21 protein-coding genes and 1 riboswitch are annotated in these 24,681 nt (G+C 54.8%); of the genes, 6 read left to right on the top strand and 15 right to left on the bottom strand.

Annotated features, from left to right (window positions below; all coding sequences use genetic code 11):
- Positions 1 to 60: 60 nt before the first annotated feature.
- The 4 genes from yidZ to ppiC all read right to left on the bottom strand — a co-directional run bounded on the left by yidZ (position 61) and on the right by ppiC (position 3,935).
- Complete coding sequence (gene yidZ, locus K0I31_RS15705) at positions 61 to 1,026, bottom strand: HTH-type transcriptional regulator YidZ (protein WP_220078967.1); 966 nt, start codon at positions 1,024 to 1,026, stop codon at positions 61 to 63.
- Positions 1,001 to 2,188 (bottom strand): MFS transporter, encoded by a 1,188-nt coding sequence (locus tag K0I31_RS15700; protein ID WP_220078966.1) that lies wholly within the window; start codon positions 2,186 to 2,188, stop codon positions 1,001 to 1,003. The genes yidZ and K0I31_RS15700 overlap by 26 nt, the downstream gene beginning before the upstream one ends.
- A gap of 207 nt (positions 2,189 to 2,395) precedes the next feature.
- A complete protein-coding gene (locus K0I31_RS15695; RefSeq protein ID WP_258406521.1) occupies positions 2,396 to 3,163 on the bottom strand; it encodes a DUF4344 domain-containing metallopeptidase in 768 nt (255 codons plus the stop codon).
- Between the two features lie 493 nt (positions 3,164 to 3,656).
- A complete protein-coding gene (gene ppiC, locus K0I31_RS15690) occupies positions 3,657 to 3,935 on the bottom strand; it encodes a peptidylprolyl isomerase PpiC (protein ID WP_011866805.1) in 279 nt (92 codons plus the stop codon).
- A 213-nt stretch (positions 3,936 to 4,148) separates the two neighbouring features.
- Here ppiC and K0I31_RS15685 point away from each other — a divergent pair, with 213 nt between their 5' ends.
- Entirely contained in the window at positions 4,149 to 5,042 is an 894-nt protein-coding gene (locus K0I31_RS15685; protein WP_011866804.1) for a LysR family transcriptional regulator, read from the top strand.
- 259 nt (positions 5,043 to 5,301) lie between these two features.
- Here the strand turns inward: K0I31_RS15685 and K0I31_RS15680 are convergent, their stop codons facing one another.
- The 3 genes from K0I31_RS15680 to K0I31_RS15670 are packed head-to-tail and all read right to left on the bottom strand — an operon-like array spanning position 5,302 to position 8,015.
- A complete protein-coding gene (locus K0I31_RS15680; protein WP_220072140.1) occupies positions 5,302 to 5,871 on the bottom strand; it encodes a LutC/YkgG family protein in 570 nt (189 codons plus the stop codon).
- 1 nt (position 5,872) lies between these two features.
- Entirely contained in the window at positions 5,873 to 7,261 is a 1,389-nt protein-coding gene (locus tag K0I31_RS15675; RefSeq protein WP_144201865.1) for a lactate utilization protein B, read from the bottom strand.
- A gap of 10 nt (positions 7,262 to 7,271) precedes the next feature.
- Positions 7,272 to 8,015, bottom strand: a complete 744-nt coding sequence (locus K0I31_RS15670) for a (Fe-S)-binding protein (protein WP_011866801.1) — start codon at positions 8,013 to 8,015, stop codon at positions 7,272 to 7,274.
- 448 nt (positions 8,016 to 8,463) lie between these two features.
- On the opposite strand from K0I31_RS15670, the gene K0I31_RS15665 reads away from it, so the two are divergent.
- Together K0I31_RS15665 and K0I31_RS15660 are read left to right on the top strand one after the other, a co-directional pair.
- The gene (locus tag K0I31_RS15665) at positions 8,464 to 10,698 is read left to right on the top strand and encodes an acyl-CoA dehydrogenase (RefSeq protein WP_220078965.1); all 2,235 of its coding nucleotides are present in this window, start codon (positions 8,464 to 8,466) and stop codon (positions 10,696 to 10,698) included.
- Between the two features lie 225 nt (positions 10,699 to 10,923).
- Positions 10,924 to 11,706, top strand: coding sequence for a CLCA_X family protein (locus K0I31_RS15660; protein ID WP_220078964.1), 783 nt, complete (start codon positions 10,924 to 10,926; stop codon positions 11,704 to 11,706).
- A 2-nt stretch (positions 11,707 to 11,708) separates the two neighbouring features.
- On the opposite strand, the gene K0I31_RS15655 is transcribed toward K0I31_RS15660, so the two are convergent.
- The 8 genes from K0I31_RS15655 to K0I31_RS15620 form a co-directional block, all read right to left on the bottom strand.
- Positions 11,709 to 13,886, bottom strand: a complete 2,178-nt coding sequence (locus tag K0I31_RS15655; protein ID WP_220078963.1) for a cation:dicarboxylate symporter family transporter — start codon at positions 13,884 to 13,886, stop codon at positions 11,709 to 11,711.
- Positions 13,887 to 14,059: 173 nt separating this feature from the next.
- A complete protein-coding gene (locus K0I31_RS15650; RefSeq protein WP_258406520.1) occupies positions 14,060 to 15,766 on the bottom strand; it encodes a GGDEF domain-containing protein in 1,707 nt (568 codons plus the stop codon).
- Between the two features lie 70 nt (positions 15,767 to 15,836).
- A complete protein-coding gene (locus K0I31_RS15645) occupies positions 15,837 to 16,103 on the bottom strand; it encodes a hypothetical protein (RefSeq protein WP_220060067.1) in 267 nt (88 codons plus the stop codon).
- 41 nt (positions 16,104 to 16,144) lie between these two features.
- On the bottom strand, positions 16,145 to 16,957 hold the full coding sequence (locus K0I31_RS15640) for an SAM-dependent methyltransferase (RefSeq protein ID WP_220078961.1): 813 nt from the start codon (positions 16,955 to 16,957) through the stop codon (positions 16,145 to 16,147).
- A 94-nt stretch (positions 16,958 to 17,051) separates the two neighbouring features.
- Entirely contained in the window at positions 17,052 to 17,708 is a 657-nt protein-coding gene (locus K0I31_RS15635; RefSeq protein ID WP_220078960.1) for a GNAT family N-acetyltransferase, read from the bottom strand.
- Positions 17,698 to 19,386, bottom strand: a complete 1,689-nt coding sequence (locus K0I31_RS15630) for a pepsin-like aspartyl protease (protein WP_220078959.1) — start codon at positions 19,384 to 19,386, stop codon at positions 17,698 to 17,700. The genes K0I31_RS15635 and K0I31_RS15630 overlap by 11 nt, the downstream gene beginning before the upstream one ends.
- 265 nt (positions 19,387 to 19,651) lie before the next feature.
- Positions 19,652 to 20,905 (bottom strand): M56 family metallopeptidase, encoded by a 1,254-nt coding sequence (locus tag K0I31_RS15625; RefSeq protein ID WP_220078958.1) that lies wholly within the window; start codon positions 20,903 to 20,905, stop codon positions 19,652 to 19,654.
- Complete coding sequence (locus K0I31_RS15620; RefSeq protein ID WP_220078957.1) at positions 20,905 to 21,279, bottom strand: BlaI/MecI/CopY family transcriptional regulator; 375 nt, start codon at positions 21,277 to 21,279, stop codon at positions 20,905 to 20,907. The genes K0I31_RS15625 and K0I31_RS15620 overlap by 1 nt, the downstream gene beginning before the upstream one ends.
- Before the next feature lie 253 nt (positions 21,280 to 21,532).
- On the opposite strand from K0I31_RS15620, the gene K0I31_RS15615 reads away from it, so the two are divergent.
- The 3 genes from K0I31_RS15615 (at position 21,533) to K0I31_RS15605 (ending at position 24,160) form a co-directional block, all read left to right on the top strand.
- A complete protein-coding gene (locus tag K0I31_RS15615; RefSeq protein ID WP_220078956.1) occupies positions 21,533 to 22,177 on the top strand; it encodes a hypothetical protein in 645 nt (214 codons plus the stop codon).
- 188 nt (positions 22,178 to 22,365) lie between these two features.
- Positions 22,366 to 23,667, top strand: a complete 1,302-nt coding sequence (locus K0I31_RS15610; RefSeq protein ID WP_220078955.1) for a metal-dependent hydrolase family protein — start codon at positions 22,366 to 22,368, stop codon at positions 23,665 to 23,667.
- 142 nt (positions 23,668 to 23,809) lie between these two features.
- Positions 23,810 to 24,160, top strand: a complete 351-nt coding sequence (locus tag K0I31_RS15605) for a DUF805 domain-containing protein (RefSeq protein WP_011866788.1) — start codon at positions 23,810 to 23,812, stop codon at positions 24,158 to 24,160.
- Positions 24,161 to 24,381: 221 nt separating this feature from the next.
- A riboswitch (cobalamin riboswitch) is annotated at positions 24,382 to 24,598 on the top strand.
- The last annotated feature ends 83 nt before the right edge of the window (positions 24,599 to 24,681 follow it).

The following is a 24,681-nucleotide window of genomic DNA, read 5'->3' as shown; positions in this document are numbered from 1 at the left end:
AGCTAGCTGTTTTATCAAGCGGCCAAGGGGTTGAGGTTAAGGCGCTAGGGTCGACTTTTGTCAGGTGTCGGCCTTGTCGCCATAGATTGCTCTCATCGTCTCTCTTAGCCAGGCAATCTTAGCATTGTGAGTATTGCGCTTATGCCACATCAGGGTGAATGGGATGATTAGCTTGTCTAGGTAAGGCTGCGCTAGCGGTAGAGGGAGGCTGACTAAATCCGGGTGCTGCAAGGCGGTATAAGCCTCGCAGTACTGCGGCGCGGTGGTGACCATGGTATGGCCGGGCTGCGCCGCCATGAAGAGTGACTGTTCGAAGCTTGCCATGACCAGGCCTGCTTCCCGGGTTCTGCCCTGCTCGGCGAGTACCTCGTCCAGGGCCCAGGTTTCGCTTTTTTCCCAGATGATATTGATGTGCGAATAGGAGAGGAATGCGTCGAGATCCCACTCCTGCTGTAGCGCCGGGTGATCGCGACGAAGATAGACCCTGGGTACATCATAAAATAGCACCTCGAAGTCGATAAAATAGGGCAGCAGATCCAGCGACTCTTTCGATCTCGGGTGGCTCTCACGGCCGGTAAAGCCTATGTCTGCATCGCCGCGGATGATAGCTTCGAGGGAGTCGTAGTCCCAGTTGCTGGTTTTGACCTTGGCATCGGGGAAACGCTGCTGAATCTTAGGCAGTAGGGCATTTAACATGGTGAGCAGCAGCGGTGACTCGGCCATGAGGTGAAAGCTTAATCCCTTGGTCGACTCGTCGCTGCGCTTCTCTAGAATGTGCGGCCCCATCTGTAGCCAATCGTTCAGCTCCTGCTCCATGCTCAGCACGACGGGCGTCGGGGTTAAGCCGTTGGGCGTCCTCAGAAACAGAGGATCGTCGAACCAATCCCGCAGCTTACTCAGCGATTTGCTCACGCTCGACGGCGTCACATGCAGAATTTTCGCCGTCTTGGAAACACTCTGCTCCTGCAGCAAGAGCTTGAGCGTGACCAGCAAGTTGAGGTCAAGACGTGTGATGGATTTCTTCATAGTGCGCCGCTTGGATGGGGTTGGGTATTAATAATATTAACGCCAGGCAAACTATGCTACTGAATGCCAATATAAAAATCAGCATATTCTCAGCCGTGACCCCAAAGAGTCCCATAACCCAGATGTAGAAGGCCGACAGACAGACCTGGCTAACCCCCAGCAGCGAGCTGGCCACGCCGGCCCGAAGCGAGAAGGGGCTCAGCGCCTGATTCATGGTTACGCCATAGCCAATAGAGAAGCCGGCGCAGATCAGGGCAAAGCTGAAGAGATACCACTGAACACTCAGGTTGAGGGCGCTGGCGAAACTAACGCTGATTGCCGCCAGCCCAAACAGGCCCTGGGCGGTTAGCATCAGGGTGCGATCCTTGAAAATAGATAGGGCAAAGGGAGTTGAGAAGGCGGCGAGCATGCTCACCGCTGCGGTAAATGCCATCACAGAGGAGTAGCCTCCACGGTCAAAGCCGAGATTGCCCATGATCAGCATGGGTGAAACGTTCACATAGGTGAGGATAACGGTGCAGCCGAGGGAGGTGATCACCAGGCGGCTGATGAAATAGCGATTGCTGAAACGCTCTGTCGTGATGGGGACTGCTGTATCGGCTGGGGCCTTGTTGGGTTTGGTTTCGCGCAGCAAGGTGGCTGAGAGTAAAAGCACCAGGGAGCCCATGCCGGCCATGGTGGCAAACAGGCTCTGCCATGGGTGGCTCAGCATGATCAGGTAGCCCACCACGGGGGCGATTACCGGGATGATGCAGGTGATGCCATTGATCATCGACAGCACCTTGGCGCGGCGGGTGTCATCCAGGGTATCTCGCAAGATAGCGAATGCAACCACATAGCACGACCCTGCGCCTATTCCCTGTGCAAATCTGGCCATCAGGAAGGGCCCTACCTGCTCGGCGGCGCCCCCCAATAGCGAGGCGGCGATAAAGATAACCGCCCCAGTGATCGCGACCGGTTTTCGGCCTAGGGAATCGGCCAGCTTGCCCGCAAGCAACATGGTCGTCGCCATGCCGGCGAGATAGATAGAGAAGGCGATATGCAGCTGGGATTCGGTGGCGTTTAACTCCGCCGCGATCTGTGGCAGACCCACTAAATACAGGTCAATTGCCGTCGGATAGAGTAAAACAAGACAGAAGCTAGAGAGTAGAAATCTCGACATGGGACACCTCACAAATTAATCCCCAGGAGTTTAATCTGGGGGGCTCGCCATGCCGAGTGAGAGATAGGACAACAGAAAAGTCCGATGGCGACATAAGGGCGCGCCTTGCTTAAGGCGTGGGTTTAAGGCATGGGTTTAGGGCGTGGCCTTAGGGCTTAGAGTTCAGTGTGCTTTTTGTCTGAGCTTATTGGCCTTGTAAGGTCTGATTCAGGGCTTGATGTAGGGGGTCAGTATCGACAGCCAGCTGCGAGAGATGGCGGCATATTCTTCGATGCATAGCTCGGCCCTCTCTTTCCCTAGTAGCCCCTCTTTAACTATGGTTGCATACTTGTCGGGGGCGCTGCCGTAGACGTGACATAGGGTCGTAAAGTAGCGTTGATCGTCTAGGCTGTGCTCGTCCCAAAAGTCTTCATCTTCAAGGACCTCTCTGTCGTCACTCTCGATATCGAAGAGATCGGCGGCGCTTAACGCAATCTCTTGACCATCATCGAAAAACTCGACGAGTAGCGTTGTGGCGAGGGCATCGGCAGCATCTTCCTCTTTTCCGAGAACTGGCAGCTGATACATGTCGATGAGGGCGTGGGCAAACTCGTGAAACAGGGTGTGCAGCAAGGCATCATCTGTCGCCTGCTCAGGCGTCACGCCAGTCTTATCATATTTTGCCTGCTTGAATCTGCGCCTGACCTCGTCAACGAAAGCATAGGGGATCATTATCCTGCCGCTCTCGCCATCAAACAGCGGGCCATCATCGCCGCCGAAGGCAACCACAAGAGGCTCTGCGAGTTTGAAGTGGTCATTGATAAAGCTAACGCCCGTGTCTATGACATCAGATGCGATAAGCTCCTCTCTCACCGCCTTATCTGCCGCGTCGCCAGGATTACCATACTCGAGACGCACACCAACCTCAGCACTGGCCGACGAAGCCACTACGATCACACCCGCTACAGCAAGCGATAAAGATTTTACGATACTCAATTTTGTTCCTTACTATGTAAAAGGGCCTTAACGTCAACAGCCAAACTGTATTATGGGATTTTAACTCGATGTAGATCAATGATAGCGAGAAATGGGGGAATCAATACTTGCGATATCTAACTGATTTGTTGTTTATTATTATGAATCTAGATTCAGGGACGTGAGGCTTATGAGAAGTGGCATTTTATGTTTTTTGTTTAGTGTGTCTGTGATAAATGAAGTTAAATCGAAGAGACGATAGAAGTCAGTGTAAACACGATTTTGGCCTTCGAAATCAGGGATGATTTCGTAGAGCCCACACGGAAGTGCTCGCGGCGAGCCAAAATAGTGTTTGCACATGGGCTCGCCGCAGGCGATAGGTTACAGCGAAGGTAGGGTATTAAAAAAGCGAATTCAGTTCGAAAGAATGGTTGAGTGTAATTTACTAAGATAAATAGAGGGGCGGATGATGGTTAACCATCACCCCATTGAACACTTAGAATAAATCTTAGCATCAGGTCCGATACAACACCTTCACCACGTGCCAGCCGAACTTGGTCTTGACCAGATGCGGCGTGATCAACTCGCCGCTGAAGCAGACCTTGTCGAAGGCGGGCACCATCTGACCTTTCTTAAATTCCCCCAGGCTGCCGCCTTTCTTACCCGATGGGCAGGTGGAGTGTTTCTTGGCGAGCTGGTCGAACTTAGCGCCCTTGTTGAGCTTCTCGATGATCTCTTCGGCGAGTTCTTTATGTTTGACCAAAATGTGTAATGCGGCGGCGGTTCTAGCCATCTTAATGCTCTCTGGATTGGTGGGAATTAATCATTGCCGATGATTATAACTCAGCTTGCGGGCGAGATTCACGGGGCACTTACCGTAAAAGAGGAGAATTACTTGCACTTTTCTTGATACGGCTCAGTGTTGCCTAAGGCTTTTCTACTGCGCTATGTGCGCGGTTTTGTTATAATTCCTATCCATTTCTAATCGGTTTTTTCGAGGCTTTTGATGGCGCGTAGCGTAGGCACAGAACTTGAGCTTATCCATCTGTTTGTGCATCTGGTGAATACCGGCGGTTTTTCCCAGGTGGCCAAAGAGCTGGGTATGCCTGTGGCGACCGTTAGCCGCAAGGTGACTAAGCTGGAAAGCCTGCTTGATACTCAGCTGATCATGCGCAGCACCCGTAAGCTGAGGTTAACCGAGGAGGGCAGCGAGCTCTTTGGCCGCTATCAGAATGTGGTGGCCCAGTTTGACCGCTGTAGCGAGCCCAGAGTCGAGAAGGCCGAAGGTACACTGCGCATCGCGGCGCCCGTGTCTATCATCTCGATGATCTTCATCGGGGTGCTGAACGACTTCTCCAAGGCCTATCCGGATATTCAGCTGCATATCACCCAGAATAACTCCAGTATCGATCTGATCGATGAAGGGGTGGACGTGGCCATCGTCGGCGGCGCCCAGCCCGACTCTTCCTGGGTCTCTAAGTCGCTGGGGGTCTTGGATTATGGCCTATTTGCCTCGCCGGGCTACCTTGCCTGCGCCGGTACGCCGCAACATCCGGATCAGTTGGTGGAGCACTCCTTGATCAAGGTGTGGCCTTTGTTTAACTGGTCGATGAAGCATGTCAGCGGCGAAGATTTCTATTACGAAGGCCCGGCTAAGTTGACCCTTGGGGATCTCAACGGTGCGGTGCGCGCCACGGTAGACGATGGCGGTATTCTCTATGGCCCAGAGCTGTTCGTGAAGGGGGAGCTTGCCTCGGGTGAGCTTCGCCGGGTGTTGCCCGACTGGCACGGCGAGCAGCGACGCATCTCCTTGCTGTACCATCAGCGCACCCATCAGCCGCTCAAGGTGAAGCTGTTTATCGAATTTATGCAGGACAGAGCCAGCTGTTTGTTCCATTAACGCCGCGCTGCTAACACCTTTACTCAGCGGCAGTTTCGCAGCCCCTTGTCGTTGGCACCTGTCCAAGCAAACTCACTGCTAACCGCCTACCAAGATTTCGTCTGCATCGTCTCTGACGTTTGGCGACAAATTAAGACAACTAATATTTAAGAAATTCAGGCAAAAAAAAGCCACCACAGTGATCGTGGTGGCCAGGCAGTTTGAGGCTGCTAAATAGGGTTGAAGCTTAGAACCTAAACTAATGTTTTAAGCTAGGCGCTTAAACTAGGTAGACATTCAGGCTGCAGGCGCCGTGGGCACCCACGACCAAGGCCTGCTCGATGTCCGCCGTCTTGGATGGGCCAGCGATAAAGACGCCGAACTCACCGCTGTCTAAACCAATCTGTTTAATCGCCTGATGCATGTTGGCAACCACCTTATCGGCGCTCACTACCAGGAACAGGTTTTCACAGATGAAGGGAGTCACCCTGTGGCCCAGATGCTGGTTGTTGACCCAGATGGCGCCATTTTCAGCCACGGCAACATCGCCGGGGATCACCGCAAAGTCGATGTCTCTTAGCTCATGGGCCGTGTCGGGGGCGTTACGGTTGCCCGTGACACCTTCGACCTGAGAGATCACCTGCTTGCCTTCTTTGATCAGCTCGTCGACCTTGGCTTGCAGGGCGGCCAGGCCACCCTCGCGATGCAGGGTACCGGCAACTGTGCCTAGGTTGGTTTCAAACTGGCCAATTACATCGTCTAGACGTGGGCTGACATTGATTGGCGGCATGGCCTGAGGTGCAACCGCGACGCTTTTTAATGCATTGAGAATAGATTGCTTGCTCGACATTTTATTGACCTCTGTTTTTGTTAAACCAAGCTTCGAAGCTGGACTTAGGTGCGACTGGCAACTCTCTGTATTTGCCCCAGGCGCCAGAGAATGGCTTGAGCAGCGAGCCCGGCAGGATGCGCAGCGCGGTGCGGGCCACACTCATGGAGCAGTTGAGCATGGTTTCGCTGGCCATGAAGTTACCGACCAATGGCATATAGTTGCGCTTACCGTAAGGCAGTTTGCCCGCCTTGGCCTTGAGGCGACGGTGATGGTGGATGATCTTATCCAGCGGCACCTTGGTTGGGCAGACATAGCTACAGCTGCCACACAGGGTACAGGCCCAAGGGATAGAGTGGGTATCATCCGCCTGAGCACCCACGGCGATGCCGATAGGGCCTGGGATGGTGTAGTTGTAGCTGTAACCGCCTGAGCGACGATACACAGGACAAGTGTTCAGACAGCCACCACAGCGGATACACTTGAGCGATTCCGCCAGGATCTTGTCTTGCAGCATGTCGGTGCGACCGTTGTCGACGATGATCACGTGCATCTCGCCGCCGTCCTGTGGACCGCGATAGAAGCTGGAGTAGGTGGTGATCGGCTGACCGGTGGCGTTGCGGGCCAGGGTGCGCAGCAAGATGGCGGCGCTGTCGAGATCTGGCACTATCTTGTCTATGCCCATGGAGTGCAGCTGTAGCTTAGGCAGGTTGGCGCCCATGTCGGCGTTACCTTCGTTGGTGCAGACCACAACGGCGCCTTTGTCTGCGATGGCCATGTTAACCCCTGTCATGGCCGCATCGGCCGACAGGAACTGCTCACGTAGGTGAGCGCGGGCGGCGCGGGTGAGATAGAGAGGATCCGAGGCGCCCGCCTCTGTGCCTAACTTGTCGTGGAAGAGGTCGCCCACTTCCTCTTTCTTTAGGTGGATCGCCGGTACCACGATATGTGATGGCGGCTGCTTGGCCAGCTGAATGATGCGCTCACCCAGGTCGGTGTCGATCACCTCTATGCCCTTGCTCTCGAGGTAAGGGTTGAGGTGACACTCTTCGGTGAGCATAGACTTGGACTTTACCAGCTTTTTCACCTGATGCTTGGCCAGAATGTTATGGACTATCTGGTTGTGCTCGGCGCCATCTTTGGCCCAGTGCACGACGATACCGTTGGCCAGGCAGTTCTTCTCGAAAGTCTCTAGGTATTCGCCCAGATGGGTTAGGGTGTGGAGCTTCATTTCGGAGCCGAGCTGACGCAACTGCTCCCATTCCGGCAGGCTGGCGGCGGCGCGATCGCGCTTCTCACGTAGCACCCATAAGGCCTTAGAGTGCCAATCGACGCGAGCCTCATCTTGACAGAAGATGTCGGCCTTCTTCGCATGCACGCCTGAGTTGAGTGCGGTGGTTTGACTAGACATGAGCTACTCCTTACAGGGCTGCATTGATGACTTCGGCAATGTGGCGGGTCGCGATCGGCAATAGCTGACGGCGGATCATGCCATCTAGGTGCAGTAGGCATGAGGGGTCGAAACCTACTGCATAGGTGGCACCCGTGGCGGCGTGGGCCTGGGCCTTGTCTTTACCCATCTTGGCCGAAACGGCTCCTTCGTCGACGGCGAAGGTACCACCGAAGCCGCAGCATTCATCGCGGCGATCGGGGTATACGATTTCGATACCTGGGATACGGCTCAGCACGGCCTCGACCTTATTGGTGCGTGGGCCCATCTGCTCGCTCGGCGTCGCCAGATCCAACATGCGAATGCCGTGACAGCTCAGCTGCAGGCTGATCTTGAAGTTAAACGCCTTGTTGAAGGCGGGGATCGGCGCCACATCGTGGAGGAACTCGGTTAGCTCATAGAGCTTGTCGATCACTGCCTGGGCTTCCGGGCTGTCGTCGAACTCATGGAAGTTCTCCTTGGCGGCTACCAGGCAAGAGGCGGCCGGGCAGACGATGGCGTCACACTCGACGCCCTTGAAGGCGTTCAACAGCTTAAGGGTGGTTTTCTTGGCTTCATCAAAACAGCCCGAGTTAGTCATGGGCTGGCCACAGCAGGTCTGGCCCTTGGGCAGTATGACCTGATGGCCGAGTTTTTCGAGGAGTTCGACGGTGGCGATGCCGACATGGGGCATCATCTGGTTCACCAGACAGGGAATAAATAGGGCTATCTTCATGAAGCACTCTCTTATTTTGATGGCTGCATGTGGGCGAATGCGCTGGCTTATCGTGCCGCTACAGGTGGCATAAGCTGGGTATTTGGCCCATATCGCAGGGTTATTTGTGATGATAATTTAAGCTTATATCCACATAATAAGTAGTGCTAATTTAGTAAATATATATGCTTATTTTTTCATTTTTGAAACAGGGTGATTTCGCTCACTCATTAATGAAAAATGTCTCTGATCTAGGTCAAAAAAGGCCTGATTCAAACAATTATATGAAACAAGTGTTTAAATTTTTTATTTGAGCGTACACTTGTAACCTTTTGAAAAGAATGAGCTTAATTTTTAGTTGCGTTTGTAACTGTAAAATAAAGCATTTTTTTGAGGTTAGAATATTTGATCTAATTCATTTTTTGTGACGTAATGCACACTAGGTTTTCTGGTCGGATGAGTCTGAAAAATGAGTATTAGAACAAAATTTAAAAAAGTACTGCCGAGTATTTCTACCACTGAACAAGAGGCGCTCGACGCCGGTGATGTATGGCTAGAGGGATCTATCTATCAGGGGATCCCAGATTTCGATGCCTTGCGTCAGGTACCGGGGGCGACCCTGTCCGATGAGGAGCAGGCCTTCCTCGACGGCCCAGTGCAGACACTTATCGAGATGGTGGATGATTTTGCCATTCAAAACAGCCTGCATCTGCCAGACAACATACTGAATTTCCTAAAAGAACATAAGTTCTTCTCGCTGATCATTCCTAAGGCCTTCGGCGGCCTGGAATTCAGCCCTTATGCCAACTCGACAATTGTGGCCACCATTGCCGCCAAGAGTTCGGCGGTGGCGGTGACCGTCATGGTGCCTAACTCGTTAGGCCCGGGTGAGCTGCTGATGCATTACGGTACTCAGGCCCAGCAAGATTTCTGGCTGCCGCGTCTGGCCAATGGCCAGGAGATCCCCTGTTTCGCACTAACCAGCCCAGAGGCGGGCTCGGACGCCGGCGGTATTCCCGATATCGGCACCGTGACCATGGGCGAATACCAGGGCGAGCAGGTGCTCGGCCTGTCGGTGACCTGGGACAAGCGTTACATCACGTTAGCGCCTATCGCTACGGTATTAGGTTTGGCATTTAAGGTGGAAGATCCACAAGGCCTGCTGGGCGGCAAGGAGCAGCTGGGGATCACCTGTGCGCTTATCCCTAAGTCGCATCCGGGTGTCGAACTGGGTAACCGTCACGATCCTATGGGTTGTCGCTTCTATAACGGCACCACACGCGGTGAGAATGTATTTATCCCGATGGATTTCATCATAGGCGGTCAGCAAAATATCGGCCGCGGCTGGCAGATGCTGGTGGCCTGTCTCGGCGCCGGTCGTGGCATCTCTCTGCCGGCTCTTGGGGTCTCGGTAAGCCAGGCGTCTTTCAAGTCGTCGGCGGAATATGCCGCGGTGCGTGAGCAGTTTGGCCTGGCCATCGGCAAGTTCGAGGGGATTCAGGAGAAGCTGGCGGATATCGCCGGTAAGACCTATCTGCAAGAGGCGATGCGCGTGCTGACCACAGAAGGTCTGGGCCTGGGGCTCAAGCCCTCAGTCGTAACGGCGATGGCCAAGTACCATATGACGGAGATTGGCCGCGACGTGCTGAACTCGGCCATGGATATTCAGGCCGGTAAGGCGATTCAGCGTGGTCCGCAGAACACCCTGGCCTCTGGCTATGTGGCGCAGCCTATCGCCATTACGGTGGAAGGGGCGAACATTCTGACCCGCAACCTGATGATCTTCGGTCAGGGCGTGATGCGCTGTCACCCTCATCTGCAAAGCATGGTGGAGGCGATTCACAGCGACGATAAGGATGCCGACAAGACCTTTAACCGCATCTTCAAGCAGACAGTGGGCTACAGTGTCGGTAACAGTCTGCGTGCCTTCCGCCTAGGCCTACTGCCTTTCACTGCGGGAGCCAAGTCTGAGCTGAGCGAGGTAGTGGAATATGAGAAGGCGGTGCACAAGCTGGCGTCTAAACTGGCCGTGTATGCCGACTTCTCTCTCTTGGTGCTTGGCGGCAAGCTCAAGCAGGCCGAGATGCTGTCGGCGCGTCTGGGGGATGTGATGAGCTACCTGTATGCGGCCATGGCCTCGATTCGCTACTACGAGCAGAAGGTGAGCAGCGAGCATCGTGCCCAGGCTAAGCCTTACTTCGAGTACGCGACCCGCTGGGCGCTGGTGAACGCCGAAAATGCCCTGCTGAGCTTCCTGGATAATTTCCCGTCGGCTGCGACACGTCAGCTGATGAAGCTGATCACTGTGACCTACTCGCCTAAGATGAAGAAGATCAACGACGATCTGATCCGCGAACTGGCCCATGAGGCGCAGCTCAACACCCAGATCAAGCGTCAGTTGACTCATCTGGTGAAGCCGGTACCGGGGGATGGCAACGACATCAACCAGCAGGCTTATCTGGCGAAGATCGCCTGTCTGCCGCTGCTGGCCAAGGTGAAGAAGGGACTGAAGCAGGGTTACTTCAAGTCTGGGGTGAGATTCGCGCAGACGCTGGACCGCGCCCGCGAAGCCAAGATCATCACAGAGGGCGAGCACAAGCAGCTGCAGGACTATAACCTCAAGCGTGAGCGCGCCATTCGTGTCGATGAGTTCGACTTCGACATGCAGCTGATCAGCGACAAGGCGGCGCTGAAGATAGCCTAGCCTAATGGTTTGAGTCTGATCTGCTTCGTATCAGCAGCAATGCCAAGAGCCGCCCTAGGGCGGCTTTTTTGTGTGTCGATGTTGCGATTATCTTGGTCGCTGCTGGCGCGATTATCGAGGGCCATAACCAGCACTTGAAAGTGTGCCACACCTCCTTTATTGCCGAGGTCATGCATAGACAGAAAATAGGGTATGATGGCTGCGGGCAATTTTATGGGCAGGCGAGTGCTAAAACGAAACCAGTATCGACGTGAGGGACCAGACTATCGCTGCGGTGAGCAGGTGAGCTTTCACGACATCAAGGAGGTGTTTGGCCTCAATCATATTCGCCTGGGTAGCTGGGTGGAGGAGGAAGAGAAGCATAAGGCGGCCAACCTTATCTTCGACGCCTTTGCCGATCTCGCCTTCATGTTAAAGCTGCCGCCCAAGGCCATGGGGCTGAGACAGACGCTGAACCTGGCCTTCGGGACAGGTGGGCAGATGGGCGTGCAGGCCCACTATATGCCTGCTCAGAGAGAATTAGCCCTGGCAAAAAATGCCGGTGCCGGCGCCCTGGCACACGAGTTCTGGCACGCCTTCGACCACTATATTGCGACCAAGGCCTTCGAGATCCCATCGACGGGCATCGCCTTCGCTAGCCACTGCTGGCTGGCCGAACACACGCCAGTTGTTCATCCCCTTAACGATCGCCTGATGCAGCTGTTTGCCTGCGTCTTGCTGAGCGGCGATGGTCAGGACAGCCACGAGTATGTGCGCCGCGCCGTAGCGCTCGACAGGCAGCAGGGGAGGCAATACTTTTCCAAACCCACAGAGATGATGGCCAGGGCCTTCGAGGCCTGTATCGAGTCCCATCCCGAGATCCGCAATCCCTACCTGGTCAACGAGACCCTGGACTCGCCGCTGGCTAAGGCGGGCGGATATCCTAGCCTAGACCACAGAGAGCGCATCTATCGCCAGCTACTGGCCTATTTCGGCCCCTTGGGTGAGGCCTTGGGGCGCGAGGGATAGCCTTAATCTACCCAGTGCAGCACGTCCCGTATGATGGACCACCTGGGTTTAGGCTCGCTGGCGCCTTGGCCTAGCATCCAGTAGTTGTAGAGCCGCTCTTGGTGGCCATCCACCTTGCGCAGCTTTTGCCAGTTGTTGACATAGTTGAGCAGCGACTGGTTGTCCTGGGCGACCGCATAGGCGATAGGGTACTTCGCCTTGTACTCCAGCGGCGCTATGCCATAGCCGGGGAAGAAGAGGGTCCAAGCGGAGCCCGCTTCGGCGCTGATCACCACGGCATCATACTTGTCGCCCTTCTGACGGAAGAAGTCCTTGTAGCCCTTAATCTTGACGAACTTAAGGTTAGGGTAGAAGGCCTTGGCATCTTCTATGATGTCGCTGTGCTCCACGTAGGCGATGGTGGTATCTTGCATTGCCTTGATCGACTGGTTGCGCTTGAAGCTGTTGACCTTATGGTCTTTGGTAGCGATGGCAAGGTTAAGCAGCAGCACGGGCTCCACATAGCTCAGCTTGTCCATCTGCTCGATATCCATCGCCAGACCCGACATGGCGATATCGAAGAAACCCGCGTCGAGGGAGGCGGCCAGCTTATCCTTCTCGAAGGGGATGAACTCGACTTTTACCCCCAAATCGTCCGCCAGACGATTGGCCATGGCGCTGTCGAAGCCCACCAGTTGCCCGGCGTTGTTGTAGTAGCTAAAGGGCACATTGCTGGGGATATAACCGACCCTCAGCAGGCCGCGTGCGCGGATGGCGTTGACATCGGCGATGGGGCGACTGGCGCTCTGGCCCAATACCGGATATTGCTTGCTCACCTTGGTCGGCACTTTATCGGCCACCTGCATGTTGGCGATAACGCCGCTGGTCACCTCTGGGCTGTGAATAAACAGCCCCATGCCCACCCGACAGACGATGAGGGTGAGCACCACGCTGGCCCCCACGCCTATGGCCATCTTGAACAGTTGCGGTGGCCTGAGTCTCAGACGCTTCTCAAATAGCGCCACCGTCAACAGTGTCAGGGCAAACAGGTTCATCACGGCGGTGATGGAGTTAAACTTGCCCGTGATAAAGCCAGACATCACAAACAGCTGGAACAGATCTTGGGGCAGATGCACCAGGTCCAGCATGAAGGGGATCGCCACATAGACGCTGCCAAATAGCGACAGGACGCCGCTGATGGAGAGCGATGGCAGGGCGCTGAGCTCTATCGGTGTGCCGTTAAACCAACCGGCGAAGAGCACGAAGAGGATCACCGTCAGCTTGCCTATGTTGGGGAAGGTAAAGGCGATGGGCACCAAGATCTCCACGAGGGTTTCGGCATCGTCGCTCAGGCTCTGATGCTCGCGCATGATCTGCTTACACTCCTCGACGATCACCGGGATGACGATGAAGATGTTGCCGGTGGCAAAGGCGGTAACCAGGCTGGACTTGCTGATCCTTAGCGCCTGGGCGAAGGTGACCGGCGTCAGGGAGGCGACTATCCAGGGCAGTACCCAGAAGGTGAGCAGCAGGCAGAGGACGAAGTAGCTGATGAGATAGACCTGCATGCTGGCAAACTCATCCACCCCCATGGTGCCAGCGGCCGAGGCCGACATGGCGAAGATCCCTATGGGCAGTACCTTCACCAGCGCCTGGGTGATCTTGGAGAAGATCTCGCTGCAGGTGTGCATGAAGTTGATGATCAGCTGCTTGTTATCGCCCTCCATGCCAATCAGTGCCAGCCCCATGGCGATGGCGAAGATCACCATGGCCGGTACATAACCCTCGGCCATCGACTGGAAGGGGTTAGAGGGAATATAGAGCTTGAAATAGTCGATGGCCGCGGCGGGCTCGATGGAGCTGGTGCTGAAGAAGGAAGCGGTCTCGACAAAGGGGAAGGAGAGCGGCATCAGGGCGACCAGTAGCAGGCCGACAGCCCAGAGCAGCAGCATGATGACGCCGGCGCGGCTGAAGATCAGGCTGGCGGTGGCGCGCTTGAGTTTACCTATGCCCCCCACCAAGGAGACCAGAATATAGGGCAGTACCGTCATCTGCATTAGCAGGATCACGCTGGTGCCTATGCTGCTCATCCAGCCGACGGATTCACCGAAAAAGAGCCCCACAGAAAAACCGATAAACATGGCGACGAGCATCTGGGTCGAGCTGGTCATGGCGAGCAGTTTTTTTAGCACGAGAGTCATTCCCTTTTCACGTATGCTTGAGTTTCCGACTGCCTGATTATAAAAGGGGCTGCGGCTTGGCAAAAGGCTTTCATCTCAATCTGTTGCGCAGCAGCACAATTAATATCTGGGCAGATAGTCGTGGCCAGCCAAATGCCAAGGCTGGCCCGAACGCTTGCTGCTAGCCTCCCTCGCTAGAGGGAGAGCAGAGAATGGGACGCCTGAGGGATAGTGCGCTTGGCCTCGGGGTCGAAGATACAGATGCGATCCCGCCCGGTTTCCTTCGACTGGTACATGGCGCTGTCGGCGTCGTTGATCAGCCGCTCCAGCTTATAGCCCGACATCTGAGTATCTGTGATCCCAAAGCTGGCGGTAACCTCAAACTCATGGCCGGTGGCGCTACAATCAATCCCGGAAATTGCCTTACGGCAGGCCTCGGCCAGCTTAACCGCCGTCTGTAGGTCGCAGCCGGGCAGGGCGATACAGAACTCCTCCCCGCCGATGCGGGCGAAGATATCGTTCTTGCGTCCCTGTGCCTGACAGGCCTTGGCAACTTTCTTCAGCACCCAGTCGCCGCAGGCGTGACCATACTTGTCGTTGATCTGTTTGAAGTTGTCCAGATCGAACAGGATATAACTGAGGTCTACCTCGCTGCTCTCGCAGTAGGTGAGCGCGCTCTGGGCTACCTGGGTGAAGTGACCGCGGTTAAACACATGGGTCAGGGCATCGTATTCCGCCAGCTGCTTGAGGCGCTTCTGAATCGTCCATGACTTATAGGCCCAGAAACCCAGCAGGGTGATGATGGCGATCAGCAGCGAGATAAACAGTCGGTTGTTTTCCGCCTGGGTCTTCGCCAGTTGCTGTTCGGTCAGCAGCAGGTTGTTCTGTCTGTCCAGCAGTTTGATACGACTCTTCTGCTCCGCCGCCTGATGCTCGGCGAGCTGGAAGGCCAGATGCTTGGTCTTGATATCATCCAGATATGCCTTGTCGGCCTGGGCGTACTTGACGTGATAGTCCAGCGCCGCCTTGTAATTGCCGCTGAGCTCGGCGATCTGATAGAGCACCTTGTAGGCGGTAACGACCGCCTGAGTATTGCCTAAGCCTTTTGCCAGGTTGACAATTTTTTCTGCCAATAAGCGAGCCTCACCTATCTTGTGATCCTGCAGATAGGCGCTGGCCAGGGTGGCGTAGACCTCGGCGATAAGCCTTGGGTAACGGGTTTTCTCTATGGTTTCCAGCGATGGAGTGAGTTGGGCATAGACCTCTGCCGTATTCCCGTCTCGCAGGTGTTTAGTGGCGATAAAGGAGTGGATAAAGCTCTCCATTATCACCTCTTCATCACAGCTGGCGACCGCGGCCGGCAGGCTGGGCGAGTCGACCTCGAGTTGATTGAGGCCAAGCTGCGCCTCTATGGCTAAGCCATTGGCTAGGCAGGTGTTTCTTTTAGATGGCTTGCTACTTCTTAATTTTTCGGCGTAGCTTAGGCCTAACTCATACTGCTCAATCTGGTTGTAAAAAATGGCGGCGATGGCCAGTCCGCTCTGAACCGTTTCGGGATCCTTTATCTGCTCGATAAATTGAAAGTTTTTGGAGAGATGCGTCAGGCCTTTGGACCAATCCTGGGAGATTGCATAGATGTTGATTAAGGTTTGATTGGCCCGGAATTTTAGTGTTTCGTTAGCGTTCGAGTTAAGGATCTTGTTGAAAACGTCTATGCTCTGCGCTTGCTTGCCTTGGTAGGTCAGCTCATATCCGCGCAGGTAGTCTAAAAAATATCTCTGTTGTGGATTGAGTGGTTCCTTTTCTAGGGTATTTAGCAGCTCAGAGAAGGCTTTTGGATTGCTGCTCTTAAGTTGATCGGCCTGAGTTAAGGTTGCGTCAATATCGACTTCTTCAGCCATAGACTGGCTGAAGAAGAATATTAACAATAATAATAAATATCTGACTTTCATCTAAATAGTCTGAATAAGATTATTGGTTAACTGCGCTGGCCTGTTCCTGTTCTTCGTTTTCATTATTTTCATCTTCTTTCTGCTCATCTTCTGCCGGCAGTAGGAAGGCGACGACGTCAGGACAGATATCCAGCTGTTCATGCAGCGCTTCTGTGTCGTTGACCAGTAGCGAGTTTTTAATTTCAGCCGCGACATCGGCAGCTAAAATTTCTTGTGCTTTAGCGTCTTGGTTTTGTAGCGCCGCATCCTGACCCATGCGTTCCAGTAATTGAATAATGTTCGACATTGCTCTTCCTTAATTGTTGTTGGTAGTTAGTTTGTTGTTGATTAGTTTTCGGGTATTAGGGTGTCATCGACTCGGTATGCCGTTTCAAGTTTAGCCAGCTTCTCCAAGATTGTAGGGTTTGGCCGCATCTTTTCGCTTGGCGGGATCACCAGGGTGGTATGCATGAAGATCTCGGCATCGGCCAGGTCCCGTAGCGGCAGAGTGTGTTTGCGCACCTTATCTATGGGGAGCACGGCGGCTTCGTAGAGGATCACCTGATGATCTAAGGGGTAAGTCTCTGCCAGTAGTTCTATCAACACCTGACGATGGGCCTTGCCGGTGGCGAATCTGGCCATGCTCTTGTCGCCTGCCAGGCCTATCTGCCAGAGGATCAGGTAACAGGAGGGGTCGAAGCGCCGCTGGTAAAACATAAACTGGCTGGCTTCAAACTGCTGGCAGCCAAATTGGCCTGGGTCTATGCCTAGGTCGGCGATCAGGCAATCTTCGGCGGAGATGCCGGGCACCATGACTGCCTCGAACCCTTCGGCGCGTGCCGCCGCTATGGATCTATGGGGCGCCTGGGCGAACACGCCGGGGTGACCGTAGAAGGCGCCGACGACTTTCTTGCCTTGTCTGACCTCAGCCAGGATAGCGTCGACCATCTCTCGGTAGGTGATATGGCGTGACTTGCCCTCGCCGTAGTAAACCTGTAGCGAGCGTACGTCTGGGTGCATCTCCTGTAGCCAGAGTTCTACTATGCCGTTTGAAACGCCCGAGAAAACGACGTCGGCTTGTTCAATATAGCTGCGTGCCAGCGGGCAGATATGGGCGCCTAAGGTCATCCCTATGCCGACACAAGCCAGGCTTCCCGCCATGAATTTGGGTCCTGATGTTATGCATGTTAATTAAGGGTTAAAGCTAACAGCAATTTCTCTGTTTTAAAACCGCTAATTGCCTTGAATTGAATACTTATTTCGACCTTTTATAGTGGTGTGAATCGGCGAAGCAGGATTTCATCTGGCGAGCCTCTTTTGCCTCTGTGGATGCCAGGGGCAAAGCATCTGCGTCGAACACAAATCCCAGCTTCTTGACGAAGCATTCGGTGGCGAGGTTCTTGGCGGCAAAGTTTGCCAGGATGCGCGTCACCCCTAGCTTAAGATAGGCATACTCCATTAGCGACCCCATGGCTTCCTCCGGGTAGAGTTTACCGTTGGCTTCGGGTGTCAGCATTATGCCTATCTCGGCCTGGGTGCGATCCTCGCCCTGCCAGGTGAGCCCCTGTATGCCGATAGCGTGCTGGCTTCGTTGCTCCACTATCGCCCAGTTCATATATTGGCAAGCAGGTGCAGCGCCAGAGAGTGCCCGGTGCATCTGGCTCAAGGCTGTTTGAAACGCCCTGTCGGCCTGGGCCTGGGTGAGCGGCGCGCCGATATGGCGCATCACTCTCTCGTCGCAATAGAGGCGGCGATACAGCGCCTTGTCTGACTCATCTATCGGGCGCATGGTCAGGCGCTCGCTGGCAAAACTATGGTCTGCCAGGAAGTGGGTTAGCCTAGAGGGCAGCTTGCTTGAAGGCTGCTCCCTTGAGCGGAGTTGTTTTGATGAGAAGGATTTATTATCTGGCATGCTGCACCTCGGACATCTGCAGCGGTCGCTGCTCGGCGAAGCGGATCACCCCCTTGTCATCTACCGAGCGGTCGAACACCACATAGTAGGCGCTCATCAGCGGCAGCCCCAATATGGATTGATCCGGCCAGTTGGGCAGCTGCGACAACAGCTTGAAGCAGGCCTTGCCCTGAGTCGGCGTGTTGATCTGCCAGTAGTGCTGTGGCGTGACGCGAATGGCGATGGGCTCGCATCCCGGCGGACAGTCGGGATCGTTGCAGCTCGGCGCCGCGTCATGCTCGTTTCGCGGGCCGACAAAATAGAAGGTGATATTTGGCCAGCGCTCCAGCTGTAGCTCTGCCATGTCGATACCTGTTTGCTGAAAAGCGATATCGCTAAAGGGGGCTATCTGCTCGGTGAACTTGGGATCTATCGTTTCTAGGGCCTGAGTCAGCGCGCCAAACAGGTGACGGGTGAGCACGATTGCCGAGGCGCCCGTGTCTATGATGGCGTTGCTCTGCCCCCTGAGTGTGTCACAGATATGTACTCCATGGGTGTGCAGGTGCTGGCCGTCTGGGCAGAGCGCACTAGTGTCAGATGGTGAGTTATCTTGCTGGGCGTCGTCTGCTTCTGGCGCTTGCTCTGCTGACTCGTGCTCCGCTAATGCTTGCTGCTCTGCATTCTCTACAGATTGCGTCAGCAGGCTGGGGATCATCTCGCCATCGCCTATTTTTAGTCCCACCAGGTTGACGTTGTAATACCGGTTTTCGATCACCGCTATGGTTTTAAATTCGCCCTGGTACAGTTCGGTATGTTCCTCGCCGCCACCTAAGATCAACCAGCCCTGGTTGAGGGGATCCTGGCCGAGGAAGGCGAACTCGTTGGCGCTGTTGGGTGCGAGCACCTCTTTGCTGGCCACATGTATGCTGGAGCGGCGGGCGAAGAAGGCAAACTTGTTAGGGGTCAGGCCGTGGCTGGTTAAATTGCTGAAATAGGGCGGCAGATCATCTGTCGGCTGGGTACGCAGAAAGCGCTTAAACTGGCGTAGATCTTCGCTATTGAAGCTCGTCTCGGTCGCCTGATGCCACTGGGAGTCTTGCGCGGCGAGCGCGCCCTGACCCATGGAGAAGTCATGATTCGCGTCAGTGAGTATGGGGCGATAGTGCTGGCTGCACAGGTGGATCTCCTCATCGAAGGGCCAGGGGAAGGTGAGCGCTGGGGCTATGCCATAGTGATGAAAATAGTTCTTGAGATCATAGACCTTGTTAAGGGCGTCGTAGGCCAGACCTAAGATGCCGTCGGCATCGGCAAAGCTGGTCTCCTGGGCAAGAGATGACACCACGGCCACAGGACACTGCTCAAGCACAATCGGATGATGGGCATGGGGAACATGGTCGTCATGGAGATCGAAATCTATCGCATCCTCACGAATCCCCACCCGGGTGTAGACCACTGGGCCGTCCCAGCCGCCTATACCGTAAAGCACCTCCTGGGCGAAGCTGGTGGGGGTGAGGGCAGTGTCGCGCTCCTCGACATAGTCGCTGCCGGATACCACCAGCGTGCTGCTGCCGGTATCTAAGATCAGGTTCAGCGGGTGCTTCTCGGCGCCAATTCTTAACTGGGCACTGTAGCCACCTTTGGCATACACATTGACGAGAGGGACTTTGAGGGTGCGGGGGGCATTGGTGGTTGAACTCATCGATGACCTTTGGGGCTAAGGGAATTCATATAATTGTTATATAAGTGATTGTTTTACCCTATCCTCCTTAGAGGGTCAATTTAAGGACGGTGGTAGGTCTAAGGCCAGGAAGAAACCAAGAGATCCGGATGAGCCTGTTTGCGGGAGCCTTGCTGATTGACAAGTTTAGGAAATGTTTAGTTAGTCGGGAGATGGCCTGAGCAGTTTTGGTAACAGAAAAAGAGCAACGCGGCCCCTTTTCACTCTTCGGATTGTGAACCTGGCCTTAGCCGGCGGTGACCCGAACTCTTTCGATCTCAGCCTTAGGCACCGACATCATAAAATCCAGCTGAACCTTAGCCTGGCTGACGCCCTCGGGCGAGGCTTCATAGCGCCACTGACTCAGCGCCTTAACGGCTTCGACGTCAAACACACCGGCAGGGGATGACTCGATAACAGACACATTACTGACTTTGCCCTGCTTGTTGATATCAAAGGCTAGCTGCACATAGCCCTCGACACTTTGTTTCGCCGCCTCGGCCGGATAGGCTGGCTCGACGCGCATCACAGGGCTTGGAGCCTTGGCCTTGTCCTGGTGTTCGTCATGATGCTTGTCGCCCGCGACGGCGCTCTGGTTGATTAAGGCGCCCGACAGGCCCAGTGTGAGTGCCAGACCTAAAATGGCGAGAGGTCGCTTGGTGTGTGTTTTCTTCATTTGCATGATCCGCTCCTTGAGGATGGTCTTGTTTCCATAGTGAGTGTGTAGCATGCCCAGGTGGGCCTGCTGGGAGTAGGCCAATAGCGTTTGGCTATAGGCAATTCGCTGTAGTTTATCCATGTGGGTGGTGACCTCGGCATCGCAGGCTAGCTCCTGGTCGTCACGAAAACGACGATAGGCCAGCCAGCACACAGGGTTGAACCAGAAGAGCGTTGCCAGCAGGTAGCCAAAGAGGTTGGCTGCTATGTCGTGGCGGGTAAGATGCTTAAGCTCATGGCTGAGTACCGCCGCCTGCTGTGATAGGGCGAGCTGTGTAAAACCCGTCGGCACCAAGATCACTGGCTTGAACAGTCCCGCCAGCATGGGGGAATCTATCTCTGGGTGGCACTTGATCACCAGAGAGGTCTCGCGCTCTGTCAGAGATAGCGGCCCCTGGCTCAATGTTTGCGGCAGCTCGATCGCTTCGGCTCTGTTACTCAGGCGTTTAAGCTGAGTCGCCTGATAGAGCAGGGCGCCGAGCAGTGTCAGGCTGCCCAGCAGCCAGATGCTGGCCAATATCAGGTTTAGTGTCGGGTTCTCGCCCTGGGATAACAGCTCACCGGCCAGCACGCGATAGTGCTGTAGCTGCTCAAGCGAGGGGCTGGCAAGTCTGGCGGGAACCAGCTGACCCAGTAGTGTGCCCGCCAACAACAAGGGCACCGAGGCCCAGAGCATGTAGGTGTTGTGGGCACCCAGATGTGCTAGCAGCGGCCTGTGCAGCAACAGGATAACCGCGCACAGCAGGGTTAGCGGCAGCATCAGATTAATGATTAGCGAGATCATCAGGACTGCTCCTCTTCCCAGTTATCGATGAGTGCCTTAAGTTCGGCGATATCCTCTGGGCTCAGCTGTTTCTGCTTGGCAAAGCCTGCCACCAGGGGGGCGACCTTACCGGCGAACACCCGCTCCACGAAAGACTGGCTCTCCTTGAGTTGATACTCGCTCTGATCGATCAGCGGGAAGTAGCGATAGGCTCTACCTTCCTTCTCAAAGCCCAGGGCTTGTTTCTTCACCAGGCGGTTGAGCAGTGTCTTCACGGTTTTTTCGTGCATGCCCTGGCTGCTGGCCAGCGCCACTACCACCTCGCTGGCGCCTAGGGGCGAGTCTTGCCATAGGATGTTGAGTACCGACAGTTCGGCGTTGCTAATCTCTTTCATGATAGGACCGTCTTTTACGATTACGTTTGTAATTTTTAATTAAGATTACATCTGTAATCCAAAGCGTCAAGGAATTTTTCAGTCTTAATTTTTGTAAATCATCCGCTCCCTCTGGGTAACTTTGTAGTAATATCTGCTGGAAATCACTGGTGTTTAGTGATTCACACTGCAAATGGCCGCAGATTGTTATCGGTTTGTCGGCTATCTTTGTTTGCTATCTGGGTGTCGCAGCATTGAGGATGAGGTAGATAAAATGGATTTTTCACTACAGGTATTCACTCCGGCGTTGGCCAAAAGGCTGGTGCTCGCTCTGCCGCTGTTCGCACAGCCCTTGGACGCGACCGCCACCGAGCTGGCACAGATGTCATCACAGGCCCATGTTCAGCCCAGTCAATTGACGATCTTCAAGCAGAACCTTGGCCTGCATTTCCCCGCCAACTGGCGCCTGGCCTACAGTGAGCAGCGTGGCGATATGTTTTCGGCCGAGTTTGTACCCGCCCAGGAGCTGCTGGCCCATTGGTCGTCGCTCTACTGCGTGCAGGGGTTTAAGGGGATGGCGCAGCGTATCGACCCCGAGGCTTTTCTCGACGGTTTTGCCGATCAGTATCGCCATACCTGCGAAGGTGAGATGCAATACCAGAAACTGGGCGCCAGAGATCTCAGCGGTAAGGCGAGCTATAGCGCCATGTTGACCTGCGATAAGATGCCGCAGACCCACAGAGGCGAGCAGGGCATAGATAAGCCCGTCGGCGAGATAGGTCACTATACGGTTATTGCCGGCAAGGAAGATCTGTTCCTGCTGCATCAATCGGCGCGGGGCGAGGCCTTGTTATCCCTCTCCTCCCTTAAGATAGCGCCGCCCGTCGAGCGTATCGCCGATGTGTCGGGCCTGAGATAACGCCTGCTTGACACTTGCTTGCGACGCTGCTTTAGTCAGGGTTAACAATGGCCGCATTTGTGGTTGTTTTTAGGCCAATTTGTTGTCATGTTAGTCAAGTTTTAGGCGCTCGCCCTTGTCCTTACCGGGAGCTTTCTCGGCAAGGCGCGGCGAGTTCTCACTCCTTCAGACATGATTAACGGGCCATAATGAAAAATAATACTCTGCTCCCCCTCGCCGCATTGACGGCTATGCTCTTGTCGCCATCCCTGTTTGCCAATGATGTGACAGTGATCCATGCCGGCACCCTGCTGGCCGACCCGGCCGCCAAGCCGCTCAGCGAACAGACCCTGGTGATCACCGACGGTAAGATTAGCCAGGTTGCCCCCGGTTACCTGAGCGTCGAGACAGTCGCGCCCGGCGCTATGTATGTGGATCTCAAGCAGGGCTTTGTGATGCCGGGTCTGATGGATATGCATGTGCATCTACAAGGCGAGCTGGGGCCCAAGAATGATAGCCAGCGCCTTAGGATGTCAGACGCCGATGTGGCGATGCAGAGCGCCTATTTCGCCAATAAGACCCTGATGGCGGGCTTTACCACGGTTAGGGACCTCGGCGCCAAGCCGGAGCAGATGTATGCCCTGCGCGATGCCATTGCTAAGGGGTGGGTAGACGGGCCGCGCATCATCGCTTCGGGCGGGGTGTCGGTGACCGGCGGCCATGGCGATGTGGATGGCATGAGCCCAGATCTGCTGGATAAGTTCACCACTAAGACCATCTGCGACGGCCCCTATGATTGTCGCCGCGCCACCCGCCGCGCCATCAAGTTTGGCGCCGATGTCATCAAGATCACCTCTACCGGTGGCGTCTTGTCGGATACCGACACGGGCACGGGCCAGCAGATGAACGACGATGAGATCAAAGAAATTGTGGCGACGGCCCATGCCCTGGGGCGTAAGGTGGCCAGCCATGCCCATGCGACAGAGGGGATCAACGCCGCCCTGCGCGCCGGGGTCGATAGCATAGAGCACGGCAGCTACGCCGATAAGGAGAGCATCAAGCTACTCAAGAAGAATGGCGCCTTCCTGGTGCCCACCCTGTTGGCGGGCGATACCGTGGTGCATATGGCCAAGGAGTCTGACTTCATGTCGCCGGCCATCAAGCAGAAGGCGGTGCGAGTGGGCGCCGATATGACGGCTAACTTTACCCGCGCCTATAAGGCCGGGGTCAAGATTGCCTATGGTACCGACAGCGGCGTCTCGGCCCACGGCACCAATGCGCGGGAGGCCGTGTTGATGAATCAGGCGGGCATGAGCAATAAAGATGTGCTGATCTCGGCCACCATCAATGGCGCCGAGCTAGTGAATATGTCAGATAGCCTGGGCACCCTGAGTGTCGGCAAGCAGGCCGATATTATCGCCACCCAGGGCAACCCGCTGGAGGATATCTCGGCCCTGCTGGATGTGGGATTCGTGATGAAAGGTGGCAAGGTGGTGAAGTCGCGCCTGTGAGTGAAAAAAGATTGTCATTAAAATTCAATTTATATTTTTTAAACTATTGATATATTATGACACTTATCCAATAGGGGGCTTAGGAATGGCCCCCTCTTTTATTGGAGTTTTTCAGTCAATTTACGTAAACAAAGGGAACTATATGGAATATTTTATTGGTGCGTTGAAGAAGTTTGCTGATTTCACCGGTCGTGCTCGTCGCAAAGAATTTTGGATGTTTACCCTGTTCTACATCATCTTCTATGCCGTGGCGGCAACCATAGATGTGGTGACAGGTCTGTATATGCTGAGCGGTATCTTCTCGCTGGCACTGCTTATCCCAACTCTCGCTATCTCGGCAAGACGCCTACACGACACCGGCCGTTCGGGCTGGTGGCAGTTGATCGGTCTGATCCCGCTTATCGGTGCTATCGTGCTGATCGTCTTCTATGTACAAGACAGCGTTGAAGGCAATGAATATGGTGAAAACCCTAAGGCTTTGGCCGAGGCGTAACTTTCCCCTATCTGCGATGAAGGAGGCTTAGGCCTCCTTTGTTGTTTTTAGGGAGTAATGCTGCTCTTGGGTGAAGATGCCGATTCGGGCCATCATGGGAGTATTAGACATTTATACGTGTAGACGTCTATAATGCCCGCGTTCTGTCACAGTAGCCGGGAGAGAGCCTCTCCTCAACGCCGCGGGTAAATCGCGGCTTGCCATGAGACAGAGCGTGACCTAATTTAGTCAACCTTATGTGGTGCCCTAGCCAAAATGGCGCAAGGGATAATCGGGAAGCCAGTGAGAATCTGGCACTGCCCCCGCAACGGTGATAGGTGAGAGCTGGGTGCGCCGTGCCTTTAATATCATGGCGTTAAAAAAATCTATGCTCGTCGTTTAAACCCTTTGTTTAGACTTAGCCTCAGTCCGGAGACCGGCCCTTAAGGTGATTTTGAGATTTCGGCGGGCAGATCTCGAAATGCGACCCTGGCGGTTTGATGGACTGCGCCCAGTCGTGACGCCTTGCCCTGTTTCCCTTT

The sequence above is a fragment of the Shewanella spartinae genome (assembly GCF_019457555.1).
In the GTDB taxonomy this organism is placed as follows: domain Bacteria; phylum Pseudomonadota; class Gammaproteobacteria; order Enterobacterales; family Shewanellaceae; genus Shewanella; species Shewanella loihica.
Note: the sequence above shows the minus strand (reverse complement) of the source record. Positions and strands in the feature narration are given on the sequence as shown.